At 63.3% G+C, this 15,554-nt stretch carries 12 protein-coding genes; 4 read left to right on the forward strand and 8 right to left on the reverse strand.

Features of this window, described 5'->3' with window-relative positions; genetic code table 11:
* Positions 1–168 precede the first annotated feature (168 nt).
* The 4 genes from ABE456_RS05870 (at position 169) to ABE456_RS05885 (ending at position 7,783) form a co-directional block, all read left to right on the forward strand.
* The gene (locus ABE456_RS05870; RefSeq protein WP_346643115.1) at positions 169–1,725 is read left to right on the forward strand and encodes a flagellar hook-length control protein FliK; all 1,557 of its coding nucleotides are present in this window, start codon (positions 169–171) and stop codon (positions 1,723–1,725) included.
* Positions 1,722–2,063, forward strand: coding sequence for an EscU/YscU/HrcU family type III secretion system export apparatus switch protein (locus tag ABE456_RS05875; protein WP_346643116.1), 342 nt, complete (start codon positions 1,722–1,724; stop codon positions 2,061–2,063). The genes ABE456_RS05870 and ABE456_RS05875 overlap by 4 nt, the downstream gene beginning before the upstream one ends.
* Positions 2,064–2,132: 69 nt before the next feature.
* The gene (locus ABE456_RS05880; protein ID WP_346643117.1) at positions 2,133–4,841 is read left to right on the forward strand and encodes a DUF6543 domain-containing protein; all 2,709 of its coding nucleotides are present in this window, start codon (positions 2,133–2,135) and stop codon (positions 4,839–4,841) included.
* Between the two features lie 257 nt (positions 4,842–5,098).
* Positions 5,099–7,783 (forward strand): DUF6543 domain-containing protein, encoded by a 2,685-nt coding sequence (locus ABE456_RS05885; RefSeq protein ID WP_346643118.1) that lies wholly within the window; start codon positions 5,099–5,101, stop codon positions 7,781–7,783.
* Between the two features lie 32 nt (positions 7,784–7,815).
* Here the strand turns inward: ABE456_RS05885 and ABE456_RS05890 are convergent, their stop codons facing one another.
* The 8 genes from ABE456_RS05890 to ABE456_RS05925 form a co-directional block, all read right to left on the reverse strand.
* Positions 7,816–8,211: a DUF2802 domain-containing protein gene (locus ABE456_RS05890; RefSeq protein ID WP_346643119.1), complete on the reverse strand. Its 396-nt coding sequence runs from the start codon at positions 8,209–8,211 to the stop codon at positions 7,816–7,818.
* Position 8,212: 1 nt separating this feature from the next.
* Entirely contained in the window at positions 8,213–8,692 is a 480-nt protein-coding gene (locus ABE456_RS05895) for a chemotaxis protein CheW (protein ID WP_003254393.1), read from the reverse strand.
* A 44-nt stretch (positions 8,693–8,736) separates the two neighbouring features.
* Complete coding sequence (locus tag ABE456_RS05900; RefSeq protein WP_346643120.1) at positions 8,737–9,630, reverse strand: chemotaxis protein CheW; 894 nt, start codon at positions 9,628–9,630, stop codon at positions 8,737–8,739.
* Complete coding sequence (locus ABE456_RS05905; RefSeq protein WP_156858299.1) at positions 9,630–10,418, reverse strand: ParA family protein; 789 nt, start codon at positions 10,416–10,418, stop codon at positions 9,630–9,632. Before ABE456_RS05905 ends, ABE456_RS05900 begins: the two co-directional genes overlap by 1 nt.
* Positions 10,419–10,556: 138 nt before the next feature.
* A complete protein-coding gene (gene motD / locus ABE456_RS05910) occupies positions 10,557–11,414 on the reverse strand; it encodes a flagellar motor protein MotD (RefSeq protein WP_156858298.1) in 858 nt (285 codons plus the stop codon).
* Between the two features lie 3 nt (positions 11,415–11,417).
* Entirely contained in the window at positions 11,418–12,158 is a 741-nt protein-coding gene (locus ABE456_RS05915; RefSeq protein WP_346643121.1) for a flagellar motor protein, read from the reverse strand.
* Entirely contained in the window at positions 12,158–13,276 is a 1,119-nt protein-coding gene (locus tag ABE456_RS05920) for a chemotaxis response regulator protein-glutamate methylesterase (RefSeq protein ID WP_156858296.1), read from the reverse strand. Before ABE456_RS05920 ends, ABE456_RS05915 begins: the two co-directional genes overlap by 1 nt.
* 46 nt (positions 13,277–13,322) lie before the next feature.
* Complete coding sequence (locus ABE456_RS05925; protein WP_346643122.1) at positions 13,323–15,554, reverse strand: chemotaxis protein CheA; 2,232 nt, start codon at positions 15,552–15,554, stop codon at positions 13,323–13,325.

Here is a 15,554-nt window from a genome sequence, read left to right on the forward strand (position 1 = left end):
GAACCTGTGGGAGCGGGCATGCCCGCGAAGCAGGCGACACCACTCTGAAGCCCTTGTGTCTCAAGTCGCCCCGCACGCTGCCGTTATACTGGCAACGACGGGCGGCCAGCATTATTACACGCGCTGCCGCGCTGCCAAGAGGCCGGGTTCGACAGGTTGTATACAATCATGACTGAAATCAATAGTCTCGGTGCACAAACCGCAATCAGCACCCAGGCCATCAAGGCGGCCATGACTGGCGAACTGCTGCGCCTGACGCAACCACAGCCCGGCCTGATGGCCCCCGGCGAGACCGCGCAGGCCGAAGTCATGTCGTTGCGCCAGGTGGGTAGCGACTTCCAACTGGTGCTGCGGCTGATGCAGGCCAATGGCACTCAGACCCAGTTGCAAGCCAGCGCCAGCCAGCCCCTGCCCCAGGGCAGCCAAGTCACCGTCAGCCAGACCGAAAGCAACCGCCTGGCAATCCTGCTGCAGCAGGCCAACGCCAGCCAGGTCGCCACCCTCACCCGCCTGGACACCAGCAAGGTACCCGTCGGCACCCTGCTGCAAGGCAAGGTCGTGACCAACCAGGCATTGGCCCAGGCGCCAGGCCAAGCGCCGGTCTACCGGGCGCTGGTCAGCCTGCTCAACAGTGCCCAGGCCGGCGCTACCCTGACCGTCGACAGCCCGCGCCCGCTGGCCATTGGCAGCCTGCTCAGCGCGCTGGTGCAGGGCGACCAGTCGCTGCGTTTCGTGCCGCTCAGCGGCAGGCAGGACCAGCTCAGCATTGCCCAGCAACTGCTGACCCAGCAAAACCGCCAGGCCTCATTGCCCGGCCTGCTCAACGCCCTGCAGCAACTTACCCGCGACCCAGGTGCCGATGGCGACCTGCGCGCCAGTGCCGAACGCCTGCTGGCCGGCCTGCCGGATGCCCGGCAACTGGGCGATGCCAAGGCCGTGGCCCAGGCCCTGAACAACAGCGGTGCCTTTCTTGAAGCAAAACTGCTGGGCGGCTTCCCCGCCAGCGTTGCCACCGACCTCAAGGCGCATTTGCTGCGGCTGATGACCCAGACCCCCGCTGGCACAGCCGGCGCCGCTAACCTGGCCCCCGCCGGCCTGGCCGTGACCATGCCGGCGCTGGCCCGCAGCGCCCTGGGTATGCTCGAGCGGGTCAGCCCCAAGCCGCAGCCAGGGGCGTTCCCGCTGCCGTCGCGCCTGCTTAAGGCCATGGAAGACGAAGGCGATCTGCAACAACTGCTGCGCCTGGCTGCGGCGGCCGTTTCACGCCTGCAAAGCCACGCCATGAGCAGCCTGCAACAAACCGGCACGCTGGAAAACGGCAACCTGCAGACCACCTGGCAGACCGAAGTGCCGATTCGCCACGGCCAGGAGTTCATCCCGTTGCAGGTCAAACTGCAGCGCGAAGAAACGCCACAACAGCAGGCCGACCGCCAGCATGAAGCCCAAGACCCGCTACAAGCCCTGTGGCGCATCGAGCTGGCCTTCGACCTGTCGCCGCTCGGCCCCATGCAGGTGCAGGCGCAACTTAGCCAGGGCCGCCTGAATGGGCAGCTGTGGGCAGAGCGCGAGCAGACCGCGCGGTTGATCGATACCCAGCTTGGCGCCTTGCGCGAGCGCCTGCTGGCACGTGGCCTGGATGTCGGCGACCTGGAGTGCCACCCCGGCACACCACCACAAGGCCCACGCACGCGGGTAGAGCAACGCTGGGTGGATGAAAACGCATGACGCAGAAACACACACGCCAGGCCATCGCCCTGAGCTATGACGGCCAGCAGGCCCCTACCCTTAGCGCCAAGGGTGACGATGCCCTGGCCGAGGCCATCCTGGCCCTGGCCCGCGAGCATGAGGTGCCGATCTACGAAAACGCCGAGCTGGTGCGCCTGCTGGCGCGCCTGGAGCTGGGCGAGCGGATCCCCGAAGCGTTGTACCTGACCATTGCCGAGATCATTGCCTTCGCCTGGCAACTGCGGGGCAAGGTACCCGCCGGTTTCAGCGACGAACCCGAGGCACCGCGCGACATCACGCCGGTCACTGCGCTGCTGCCACCGAGCAATCACCGCTAGTTATCTACCACCCCGATCGGCATCAGCCGTTCAGCCTTGCCACTCCTGTCAATGAGCAAGGTGAATACCATGTCTACAAGCCGCTTCAACGCTGCCGGCGTGCAGTACGTCCGCGATCATCTCAGCCATGTGCCCCGCCCGGATCGCGAAGCCAGCCGGGCTATCCGGCAATGGCTGGCGCAACAGGGCCATGACCTTGACCCGGAGCAGCTTGACGTTGTCACCCTGCACTACTGCCCCGAAGGCCGCGGCAGCTATTTCGCTTCTGTTATCCAGTGCATGAGCTTGCCCCAGGCGGTGTTGGGCAACTGGCAAGGCGAGTCCAACAACGACCTGCTCGGTGCCCTGTTTCGTCAACCCTGGGCCGGCTCGCTGCCTGACGAACCGCTGCGCCTGGTCGAAACCCTGCCGGCACCTGGTTTCAATCACCAAGGTGCCGCCTTTGAGGTGTTCAACGGCCTGTTCCGCCGCACCACCCCACAACGCTATGACGCCTCCACCCATCTGCCGATTGCCGCGGAGGCTTTCCAGCGCTTCATCGAAGCGCTGGACTTCCATGCACCTTTCACGGCCCAGCTGGACCACTATTGGGAAAAGCACCTGCAAGATCACCGGCTGGCCTGCAAGCTCAATTTCATCGCCGCCTGTAACAGGCAAGTCAGTGATGGTAGCCTGAGCGAGCCGGCCAGAAAGCTGATATGGCAAGCCGCCGGGTTGATGCCCGTGGGCAACCCGCTGCACGTGAGCACACTGAACATCTATGGCTACGCCGCCACCGACCTGCTGCACCTGAACGATCCGGCTAGCGGCCTGAGTGTGCTCTACATACCCGGCAACAGTTCACCGTTACTGGAATTCCACAGCGAAACCCTGCTGAAGGACTGGGTCGGCCAACAGTGCAAGGACCCACTCAGGCGCCAGGCGCTGAAGCAACATTTCCGCCTGGCCGACCGCCCGCAAGGCCTCGACTTCAGCGGGCTGGATGTCGCCCTCGATGGCCTGGCCGCTTACCCGCAGCACCATCAGTTGCCCCCGGAGCACGGTTACTTCAACGACGACGGCATCTGGCCGCCGCGCACCTACGTCAACTATCGCCCCGACAAATACAGCCCCGGGATTGTCGGCGACCTGTTCCAGGCACTGGCCGAGCGTCAGCGCCAACGCAGCTACGATGATGCCGACTTCCTCATCACACTCGACAGCCAGGTCAGCAAAGCGCGCTGGCTGGGCTACCTGACTACCACGCTGAACCTGCTCGCCCCGTTGTGCCTGGTGGTCCCCGGCCTGGCCCCGCTGCTGGCCGTGGGCGGCATCGTGCAACTGGGCTTGGGACTGGACCAGGCGATCAATGGCAAGACGCTCGATGAGAAGCAAGCCGGCGTCGGCAATATCACCTGGGGTCTGTTCAATGCCGTGCCACTGGCCATTGCAGGAACCACCAGGGCCAAGGCACTGTTCGAGTTCAAAACCGATGGTTTCGTACCGCCAATTCGGCTGAATGAGCAGATCGGCTACCCATTGAGCCCAGTCTCGCCACCCCGCTTTCCTGAGCCTGAAGGTGCGCGTTACTTCCATATCTGTGAGGCCATTGCGCCACTGCCGGAAGGCGACCAGGCCATTGCCGATTCGGTTATCCGCACGCCGCTCTACACCGGCGATGTCGACAACCTCGATGCGAGCATCGACACCTATATCGAACGCGTGGTCTACGACCTGGAACGCGATGTCTTCATTCGTGAACAGGGCCTCAACGAAGTCGACCCGGTCGGCTACGTCGCCACAGCTGGAATCAGGGATCTGCAGCCTGTTCGCGGCACCCGCACGGTCACCAACGCCATGCGCAGCCGTAGCCTGCGCGCGCTGGGCGTCGACCTTGCATTGCCAGTGCAGATCCCGACATTGGCCAGCGCAAGCTACCCGATCCCCAAGCGAGTTGCGTGCCTCTGGGTGGGTGACCAAGTCATCAGCCCTGAACTGCTGGCCAACTTGGGCAGCAATGCCGAGCGGCTTAAAGACAGCCAATACAGCCTGCGCCTTTACCTTTCCACTGCGGCCCCCGCAGCCTATGCCGAGAACCTGAGCCTGCTGGCTGAACACGCCCCCGGCCTGCACGTGCTGCCACTGGAGGAGCAAACCTTCTTCAGGGCATTTCGCCAGAGCCGTTACTACGCCCAGTACGACGCTGCGCTGGATGGCAATGGCGGCATCGCCAGCAACTATGCCTCAGCTTCGGATGTGCTGCGCTACCCGATGCTGCACCACGAAGGGGGCCTGTACATGGATGTCGATGACACCCTGCTGGCCACCGGCGAAACCATCGACCAGATCGAACTGCGTGCCACCCCCGATGGCCTGCTGCTGGCACCGCCCATGTCCAACGAAAAGATGGGCATGAACTGCCTGTACAACACCAGCCTGGTCGGCAGCCACCCCGGCAACCCTACACTGGAGGCCATTTCCGAAGAGATGCATGCGCGTTACCAGACCAACCAGGCCTTCTACGACAGCAGGCCCAGCCTGGCCGATGACCCGGCGAACTTCTACCGCTATGCCAACCGACTCAGCCGCATGACCGGCCCGGCCATGCTCAGCGATGTAGTCGACCGGCACTTGCCGGCGCTGCGTACCTTGCGGCAAATCATCAACCTGTACAGCATGCCGCGGATCAACGCCTACCAGTTTGTCGACCTGCGGCGCAGCCAGCAGGCGCTGCGCACACTGTTGCCACTCAACCGCGTTGCCAAGGTTGGCGGCAATCATTCCTGGAGCAGGACATAAGCGGCAGTTAGAACTGTACCTGCCTTGCACGGCCCTTGTGGGAGCGGCCTTACCGGGGCGCCGGACCGGTCGGAAAGGGCCGCGAAGCGGCCCACGCTGTTTGTGCGGCGCTGCCGAAATCCCGGGGCTGCTTTGCAGCCCAATCGCGACGCAAGGCCGCTCCCACAAAAAAAGCGCAAGGTAGTAACCCTGTAAAACAGCCTGAGCCATCTCCCTCGCTACCGTGGTGCCTCATTTATCCGCACAGGCAGATTCCCATGGCAGGCACCTTAGTGAGCCACGCAGGCCAACAGTTCATCCGCAACCACCTGCAGCACATTCCCCGCCCTGACCGCCAGGCTTGCCAGGCTATCCGTGAATGGGCCAAGCAACAGGGCCATGACCTCGACCCCGACCAGACCGACGTCGTCACCCTGCACTACCGTGGCCACCAGGCCGTCATCACTCAGCGCCTTTCGCTCACCCAGGCGGTGCTCGCGGACTGGCAAGGTGAAACCAACAAGAACCTGATCGGCCAATTGCTCCCTGGCCAGTGGGCAGGCACTTTGCCAAGTGGCCCGCTGACTATCGTCGAGCGCCTGCCGGAACCCGGCTTACTTGGCAACGGCGCCCACTTTTCGGTGTTCAACGGCCTGTTCCACAGAGCTACCCCGGCCCGCTACGACAGCAGCACGCACTTGCCGGTCGACGTCGAGGCCATGCAACAGTTCATCTGGAACCTGGACTTCCACAACCGCTTCGTAGGCATGCTCGACGATTACTGGCAGCAGGCTACGGAATCTCATCGGCAGTCCCTGCAAATAAGCTTCATCGCAGCCTGCAACAAACAAGTTCAGGAAGGTTCGTTGAGCGACGCCGGCCGCCAACTGGCCTGGCAAGCGGCGGGGCTTATGCCAATGGCGCCTGGCTTGCAGGTCAGGCCCTTGAACGTGTATGGCTACGCCGCCACCGACCTGATCTGCATCGCAAACCTTGTACTGCCGCAGGTACTGCTGTACCTGCCAGGCAACTCATCGCCCCTGCATGAGTTCGACGACATGGCGGCCATGCACAGTTGGTTCGCCGAACAATGCCGAAGCGACGACAAGCGCCTGAGCCTGCGCCAGTACTTCAAACTGGCCGACACCCCCGATGGCCTGGACTTCAGTGGGCTGGACACCGCTCTGGACGGCCTTGGCGCCTATCCGGGCATGCACCATCGATCGCCCAACCGGCCTGGGTTTACCGTCGATGGCCACTGGCCCCCCAGCGAGTACATCAACTACAAGGTCGACAAGTACAGCCCGCTGCTGGAGGGCGACCTGTTTGCGGCCCTCACACAGCGCCAGCGCGAACGCAGCTATGCCGATGCCGACTTCATCATCACCAGCGATGCGCAAGTGACCAAGTCACGCTGGCGTGGCTATCTGGTGGCTACGCTCAATTTATTGGCCCCCGTAGCCCTGGTGGTGCCCGAACTCATACCGCTGCTTGCCCTCGGCGGTGTCGCGCAGTTTGGCCTGGGGCTCGATCAGGCGATCAACGGCAAGGCCCTTGCAGACAAGGACGCTGGCGTGAGCAACATTGCGTTCGGCTTGCTCAATGCCGCCCCGCTGGCCTTGCTCCCGGCCGCTCGCCCGCGGCTGCTGTTCCCAGGCAAAAGCTCACGCTTCGTCATGCCCACGCGCCTGAACGATCAGTGGGGCTACCCGCTGAGCCCCAACAGCCCTCCCCGGTTACCCGAAGAGATAGTGGCAGACTTCTTCGTGCCCGCCGCGCCACCCGTGGCGCCCACGCGGATAACCAGAGGCCCGTTGAATCGCGCTACGGGCACCAACGCGCTGTTGGCACTCAGGGACGGCAACGAAGTCGAAATACTCTACGACACTGAAAACGATGCCTTCATCCTCAAAGAGGATGCCAACGAGGTGCTGCCAAACTACTACCAGGTAACTGCGGGCACTCGCGAACTGTATGTGGTCAACCCGGCCACGCGGGGAACCAGCAACGCAATGCGCATGTACACGCTGCGTAACCTGGATGTAGACCTGCAACTGCCGCTCCGCGTGCCGTTGGTCAACAGCTCGCAAGTAACACCTCTGCCGAAGAAGATTCTCAGCATCTGGGTCGGCAACAAAAGCATCCCCGATGAGCTGGTGGAGAATATCGCCAGCAACGCCAAACGCCTTGAGGGTACGGGCTTTACCTATGAGTTCTACCTGTCGAAGTCCAACCCCAAAGCGTTCATGAAGAACCGGGCAAAGCTGACCGCAGCATCGAACGTTCAGGTCAGAACACTGGAAGAGCAGCCCTTCTACGCAGCCTTCGAGCAAACTGACTTCTACCATCAGTACCGGCAGGCTCTGGACAGCAATGGGGCAAACTTCGCGTCTGCCTGCGACATCCTGCGCTACCCGTTACTCGATTCGGAGGGCGGCATCTACATGGACGTCGACGACACGCTGCGCAGCTTCGAAGACAACCCCGACAGCTTCGCCATGATCAGCTCGGTAGCCTTGAAAACCACGCCCGATGGCTTGGTTCTTGGCAGCCCGGTGGACAACGAGCTACTGGGCATGCATTGTGACTACAACAGCAACATGATCGGCAGCCATGCCAACAACCCGACCTTGCGCGCGATTTCTGCAGAGATGAACGCACGCTACCGCAGCAATCTTTCGTTCTACGACACCAGGCCGCTGGCAGGCACCCACGGTTACGAAGCCTACGCCCAGGAACTGAGCAGGATGACCGGGCCTGGCCTGCTCAATGATATGGTTGCCCGGCACCTGCCCAGGCTGCAGTTCCTGCGGCAATTGAGCAAGCTGGAGTCAATCCCGGAAACCGGTTATCGCTCCCTCACAGCAGACCTGGCCTTGCCTGTCTCCCAGGCGCGCAACATCGACCATGCGCTGGGTAACGTAGTGAATATCGGCAACTACCACTCGTGGGGCAAGCCCTGAAACAAACCGGGCGACTTGCGTCGCCCGTTTCATCAAGCGCTGCGGTGCAACTTGCTCATCAGCTCGGCCTCGGCCTGGGTCAGGCCGCAGCTTTCGGTCAGTTCGGCCACACTGGCGCCCATGCCCACCAGCTTGGCCGCCTGGCTGAAGGTGACGTTGTTGGGGTCGCGCTGCTCCAGCTGCTGGATCTTGTCAGGCAGCGGCGCAACCACCAGGCTCAGGTCGTGCAGTGTTTCGCCCATGCGCACGGTACCGTTCTGGTAGTCGTCCAGGCGCTTGGCCAGGTCCTTGATGCGCTGGTCACGCAGGGCATCGCCCTCGGCCTGCTGCGCGGCCAGCTCGCGCTGGCGCTTGCTGTAGTTGAGGAAAAACCACAGGCTCAGCGCCCAGACCAGCGCCAGGAAGATGACAGCAACCTGTAGGATCAACTCAGATATTCTCCAGCTCGGACCACTCTTCCTCGGTCATCATCTTGTCCAGCTCGACCAGGATCAGCAGTTCGCCATTCTTGTTGCACACGCCCTGGATGAACTTGGCCGACTCTTCATTGCCCACGTTCGGCGCGGTCTCGATTTCCGACTGACGCAGGTACACCACCTCGGCCACGCTATCGACCAGGATGCCAACCACTTGCTTGTCGGCCTCGATGATGACGATGCGGGTATTGTCGGTGACTTCGGTCGGCATCAGGCCAAAGCGCTGGCGGGTGTCGATCACCGTCACCACGTTGCCGCGCAGGTTGATGATGCCCAGCACGTAGCTTGGCGCACCCGGCACCGGGGCGATCTCGGTGTAGCGCAGCACTTCCTGCACCTGCATCACGTTGATGCCGTAGGACTCGTTGTCCAGACGGAAGGTAACCCACTGCAGGATCGGATCTTCGGAACCTTGTGCAGACGACTTTTTCATTCCCCTAGCCCTCTAAATCCGCTGTTTGGCGGTTGTGTTCTGTGTCATTTCTGTTTGGCGTGCATCTGCTTGACCGCGCCGCTGGCGATCAGCTCGGCCAGTGCGGCGACGTCGAGCAGTGCACACATGTGTTCGATTACCGTGCCGGCCAGCCACGGCCGCTGACCACGCTGGCTGCGCCACTTGATCTCGGACGGGTCCAGGCGCAGCGAGCGGCTGACCTGGTGCACGGCCAGCCCCCATTCGTAGCCCTGCACGGAAATCACGTATTGCAGGCCCTGGCGATAATCATCGCGGTAGCGGTCGGGCATTACCCAACGCGCGGTGTCCAGTACTTTCAGGTTGCCGGCCTGGCAGGTCAGGATGCCGAGGAACCAGTCGGGCTGGCCGAACAGCGGCGTCAGCTCCTGGCCGGCCAGGGTGTAGATCGAGCCCAGGCACACCAGCGGTACTGCCAGGGTCAGGCCGGCAACGTCGAACAACAGGCATTCGAACGGCTCGGCTGCCCAGGCCGGGCGACCATCGACAGTCGCAGGCGGCACCGGCAGGTCAGGCGCTGGCAAGTGCACATCGACCAGCGGCACTGCTGGCTCGATGGCCTGTTCTTCGACCAGGAGCGGGATGGCGGCTTCGGCCACCACCGCTTGCCCGATAACCGTCACCACCGGCGCCTCCACCGGCATCACGCTGGGCAGTACTGTCAGCCTGGGCTCGGCAAACGGCCGCGGGGTCGGGCTGGCAACCGCTTCGACAGGCACGGGCCTTGCCGGCTGCCGGGCATCGCGCGCCTGCTCCTCTCGCACCGCTTCGGCGAATTCATCCGCCGCTGCTGGCGGCTCGAACAAGTCTTCGGCCTCGGTGGCTTCCTGCAACAGGCCATCGAGGTACGATTGCAGGGCCATCTGTGGCCGGGTGCTGGATTGCCGAATCTGGGTCATCAGGCCACCTGCGCTGCGGTCTTGTAGGTCAGCAGGTGCTTGAGCAGCGCCCTGTACGCAATCAGCCCGCGGCTCTTGTTATCGAACTGCGAAGGCGTGACGCCCTTGCGGCTGGCATCGCGCAGGCGCGTATCCACCGGGATGTAGCCCTGCCACACCTGCTGCCCATAGCTGTCGCGCAGCTGCTTGAGCGTGCCCAGCGAGGCCTGGGTACGGCGGTCGAACAGGGTCGGCACGATCTGGTAAGGCAACGCCTGCTTGCGCGAGCGGTTGACCATGGCCAGGGTACCGACCATGCGCTCCAGGCCCTTGACCGCCAGGAATTCGGTTTGTACCGGAATCACCAGCTGCTGGCTGGCGGCCAAGGCATTGACCATCAGCACGCCGAGCAAGGGGGGGCTGTCGATCAGGGCAAAGTCGAAATCCTGCCACAGCTGCGCCAGACTCTTGGCGATCACCAGGCCCAGGCCATTCTGCCCCGGCGACTGGCGCTCCAGCACAGCCAGCGCGGTGCTCGACGGCAGCAGCGAAATGCGCTCGTCACTGGTAGGCAGCAGCAGTTGCCCAGGCAAGCCCTCGGGCACTGCGCCCTTGTGCAGGAACAGGTCGTAGCAGCTGTGCTCCAAGGCATCCGGGTTGTGCCCGAAATAGCTGGTCATCGAGCCGTGCGGGTCGAGGTCGACGACGACCACGCGCTTGCCGGCCTCGGCCAGCAGGCCGGCCAGGGCGATGGTAGTGGTGGTCTTGCCAACGCCACCTTTTTGATTGGCTACTGCCCAGACTCTCATCAAGCAAACTCTATCTATTGATTTGGCAGGGACACTGCTAGGGCAACTGTCTTGCGCGAAACTCGAAAACTTGCACGCTCCCACAGGGGGCGGCGGTAATCTCGCGAACCCTGTGTCCGGTGACAGAGAATTGACGAGTTACTGCCCCGCCACCGTTGCTGGCGTAGCCGGTGCACTTTGTGTGCCAGCCCGCCGCAATGCGGCATCCGGCGTGGCATTGGCACTGCCCGAGCCCGTCAGGCTGCGGCGCACTTCCAGGTTGCGCGAAATCACCAGCACCACACGGCGGTTACGCGCGCGGCCTTCGGCATTGTCGTTGCTGGCTACCGGCTGGTATTCGCCATAGCCCACCGAGGCCATGCGCGCCGGGTTGACCCCTTCCATGGCCAGCAGGCGGACGATGCTCGCAGCCCGCGCCGACGACAGCTCCCAGTTGGTCGGGTACTGCGCAGTGCGAATCGGCAGGTTGTCGGTGAAACCTTCGACATGCACCGGGTTGGCGAACGGCTTGAGGATGCCGGCCACCTTCGCAATGATGGCAAACGCCTTGTCGCTGGGCATGGCATCGCCACTGCCAAACAGCAGCGACGAGTTGAGCTCGATCTCGATCCACAGCTCATTGCCGCGCACGGTCATCTGGTCACTCTTGATCAGGTCGCCAAAGGCATCGCGCACGTCATCACTGATGGTTTTCAACGGGTCGACATTGGTCGCCGCCAGGCCCGCCTCGGTCTGCTCGCTGTCTTTGACCAGTGGTTCGGCCGGGCGCACGCTCAATGGCTGCTCATCACCAATGGGGATCGGCTTCATGCTGCGTTCAGGGTCGTTGAACACCCCGAGCAAGGCCTGGGAGATGACCTTGTATTTGCCCTCGTTGATCGAGGAAATCGAGTACATCACCACAAAAAAAGCGAACAGCAAGGTGATGAAGTCGGCGTACGACACCAGCCAGCGTTCGTGGTTTTCGTGTTCCTCGGTATGGCGACGGCGACGCATGGGTTACTCCATGAAGCCTTGCAGCTTCAGCTCGATCGAGCGCGGGTTTTCACCCTCGGCAATCGACAGCAGGCCTTCGAGCAGCATTTCGCGGTAGCGCGACTGGCGCATGACGACGGCCTTGAGCTTGTTGGCGACCGGCAGCAACACCAGGTTGGCGCTGGCCACGCCGTAGATGGTGGCAACGAAGGCCACGGCAATACCGTTACCTAGCTGCGACGGGTCGGCGAGGTTGCCCATCACGTGGATCAGGCCCATCACCGCACCAATGATGCCGATGGTCGGCGCGTAGCCGCCCATGCTTTCGAATACCTTGGCGGCCTGGATGTCACGGCCTTCCTGGGTCAGGAAGTCGACTTCAAGGATGCTGCGGATAGCTTCCGGCTCGGCGCCGTCCACCAGCAGTTGCAGGCCTTTGCGTGCATAGGGGTCGGGCTCGGAATCGGCCACCCCTTCCAGGCCCAGCAGGCCTTCCTTGCGCGCAGTCAGGCTCCAGTTCACCACGCGGTCGATCCCGCCGGCCAGGTCGACCCGCGGCGGGAACAGGATCCAGCGCAGGATCTGCAAGGCGCGCTTGAAGGACGACAGCGGCGACTGCAGCAAGGCCGCCGCCAGGGTGCCGCCCAGCACGATCAGCGCCGCAGGGCCATTGACCAGGGCGCCCACATGGCCACCTTCGAGAAAGTTGCCACCGACAATGGCAACAAAGGCGAGGATCAGGCCGATCAGGCTGAGGACGTCCATCAGACGCACGCCTCTACCAGGTGCTTGCCGATTTCGTCCAGGCTGTACACCGCGTCGGCCAGGTTGGCCTTGACGATGGCCATGGGCATGCCATAGATCACGCAGCTGGCTTCATCCTGGGCCCACACCGTGCTGCCGCCCTGCTTGAGCAGGCGTGCACCTTCGCGGCCATCGGCGCCCATGCCGGTAAGCACCACCGACAGCACCTTGTCGCCATACGACTTGGCCGCCGAAGCGAAGGTGATGTCCACGCAAGGCTTGTAGTTCAGGCGCTCGTCACCGGGCAGGATCTTCACCGTGCCACGGCCGTCGATCATCATCTGCTTGCCACCCGGGGCCAGCAGGGCCAGGCCCGGGCGCAGCATGTCGCCGTCCTCGGCCTCCTTGACGTTGATCCGGCACAGCTTGTCCAGGCGCTCGGCAAATGCCTTGGTGAACGCTGCCGGCATGTGCTGGATCAGCACGATAGGTGCCGGGAAGTTGGCCGGCAGTTGGGTCAGTACCCGCTGCAGGGCGACCGGGCCACCGGTGGAGGTGCCGATGGCTACCAGTTTGTAAGGTTTGCGCTTGGGTGCCGGCGAATGCGCGGCAGCCGCTGCCCGGGCAGGCGCAGCAGGGCGCACCAGCGCAGGGCTGGTGAAGCTGCTGGCGGGCGCATGGCTGCTGGCTGGCGCTGGTGCAGCGGCCGGTGCTGGGCTGGCGTAGCTGCCGAAGCGGCGGTTGCTGCGGGAAATGGTATGCACCTTCTCGCACAGCATCTGCTTGACCTTATCCGGGTTGCGCGAGATGTCCTCGAAGTTCTTCGGCAGGTAATCCACCGCACCGGCATCCAGCGCATCAAGGGTAACGCGGGCGCCTTCATGGGTCAGCGAGGAGAACATCAACACGGGCGTGGGGCAGCGCTGCATGATGTGCCGCACTGCGGTAATGCCATCCATCATGGGCATTTCGTAGTCCATGGTGATGACATCGGGCTTGAGCGCCAGCGCCTGGTCGATTGCTTCCTTGCCGTTGGTCGCGGTACCCACTACCTGGATCGTCGGATCCGCCGAGAGGATTTCCGAGACGCGGCGGCGGAAGAAACCGGAATCATCCACCACCAGGACCTTGACTGCCATAAACACTCCATTAGGCGGCGCAACCCGCCAGGGTGCGCCACCGAAATCAAATACGCCGCGCGGCGTAACGCTTGAGCATGCTCGGGACGTCGAGAATCAACGCGATGCGACCGTCGCCGGTGATGGTGGCCCCGGACATGCCCGGGGTGCCCTGCAGCATCTTGCCCAGCGGCTTGATTACCACTTCTTCCTGGCCAACCAGTTGATCGACGACAAAGCCGATGCGTTGGGTGCCGACCGACAAGATCACCACGTGGCCTTCATGCTGCTCTTCGTGCACCTGGCCTTGCACCAGCCAGCGCTTGAGGTAGAACAGCGGCAGCGCCTTGTCGCGCACGATCACCACTTCCTGGCCATCGACCACGTTGGTGCGCGACAGGTCGAGGTGGAAGATCTCGTTGACGTTGACCAGCGGGAAGGCAAACGCCTGGTTGCCCAGCATCACCATCAGGGTGGGCATGATCGCCAGGGTCAGCGGCACCTTGATGACGATCTTCGAACCCTGGCCCTTGGCCGAGAAGATATTGATCGAGCCGTTGAGCTGGGAGATCTTGGTCTTCACCACGTCCATGCCCACGCCACGGCCAGACACGTCAGAGATCTCGGTCTTGGTCGAGAAGCCCGGGGCGAAGATCAGGTTGTAGCAGTCCGACTCGCTCAGGCGCTCGGCGGCGTCCTTGTCCATCAGGCCCTTTTCCACAGCCTTGGCGCGCAGGATGTTGGGGTCCATGCCCTTGCCGTCGTCCGAGATCGACAGCAGGATGTGGTCGCCTTCCTGTTCCGCCGACAGCACCACACGGCCGGTGCGGGCCTTGCCGGAAGCGTCACGCTCATCGGGCATCTCGATACCATGGTCGACGGCGTTGCGCACCAGGTGCACCAACGGGTCGGCCAGGGCCTCGACCAGGTTCTTGTCCAGGTCGGTCTCTTCGCCGACCAGCTCCAGGTTGATCTCTTTCTTCAGCTGGCGGGCCAGGTCACGGACCAGGCGCGGGAAGCGGCCGAAGACTTTCTTGATCGGCTGCATGCGGGTTTTCATCACCGCGGTTTGCAGGTCGGCGGTGACCACGTCGAGGTTGGACACGGCCTTGGACATGGCCTCGTCGCCGCTGTTCAGGCCCAGGCGCACCAAGCGGTTACGCACCAGCACCAGTTCGCCGACCATGTTCATGATCTCGTCCAGGCGCGCCGTGTCGACGCGTACGGTGGTTTCCGCTTCGCTGACCGCATGCTTGTCGGCAGCCGGTGCCGGTGCGCGCGGCGCCGGCTTGCTGGCCGGGGCTGGTGCCGGGGCCGCAGCAGCTGGCTTGGGTGCCGGCTGGCTGTCGGCCTTGGCCGCGGCCGGTGCCTGCAGCTTGGCGGCGGCAGGCGCTTCAACGGCAGCCACGTCGCCGCCGAACTTGCCCTTGCCGTGCAACTGGTCCAGCAGGGCCTCGAATTCGTGCTCGCTGATTTCGTCGCTGGCTGCGCTGGCCACTACGGCGTTGTCAGCCACAGCAGGTGCCGGCGCCTTCACGGCAGGCAGGGCGTCTGCCTGGAAGGTGCCCTTGCCGTGCAGCTGGTCGAGCAGCGATTCGAATTCGGCGTCGGTAATTTCGTCGCTGGCCGCTTCGGCGCTGACGGCGACTGGCGGCGCGGCAACCTCGGCACTGAACTGGCCTTTGCCGTGCAACTGGTCGAGCAGCGACTCGAACTCGGCGTCGGTGATTTCGTCACCTGCGCCACTGACGGTCTCGCCCTGCAGCTGCTCGTCGGCCTCAGCTTGTGCCTTGACCGCATCCAGCGAATTGAGCAACTGCTCGAATTCGCTGTCGGTGATGTCCTGGTGCTGTTCCTCGGCCACGACCGGCGCCTCGACGACCGGTTCCGCCACAGCGGCTGCAGCGCCGCCAGGTTCGGCCAGGCGCGACAACGCCGCCAGCAGTTCGGGGGTAGCCGGGGTCACATCACCACGCTCGCGCACCTGGCCAAACATGCTGTTGACCGTGTCCAGTGCTTCGAGCACCACATCCATCAATTCCGCGTCGACCCGGCGCTCACCTTTGCGCAGGACGTCGAACACGTTCTCGGCGATATGGCAGCACTCCACCAACTCGTTCAGCTGAAGGAAGCCGGCGCCCCCTTTTACAGTGTGGAAACCGCGAAAGATCGCATTGAGCAGGTCGGCATCGTCGGGCCGGCTTTCCAGCTCGACCAGTTGCTCGGACAGTTGCTCAAGAATTTCGCCGGCTTCTACCAGGAAATCCTGAAGGATTTCTTCATCGGCGCCGAAGCTCAT

The organism is Pseudomonas sp. TWI929, assembly GCF_039673335.1.
Taxonomy (GTDB): domain Bacteria; phylum Pseudomonadota; class Gammaproteobacteria; order Pseudomonadales; family Pseudomonadaceae; genus Aquipseudomonas.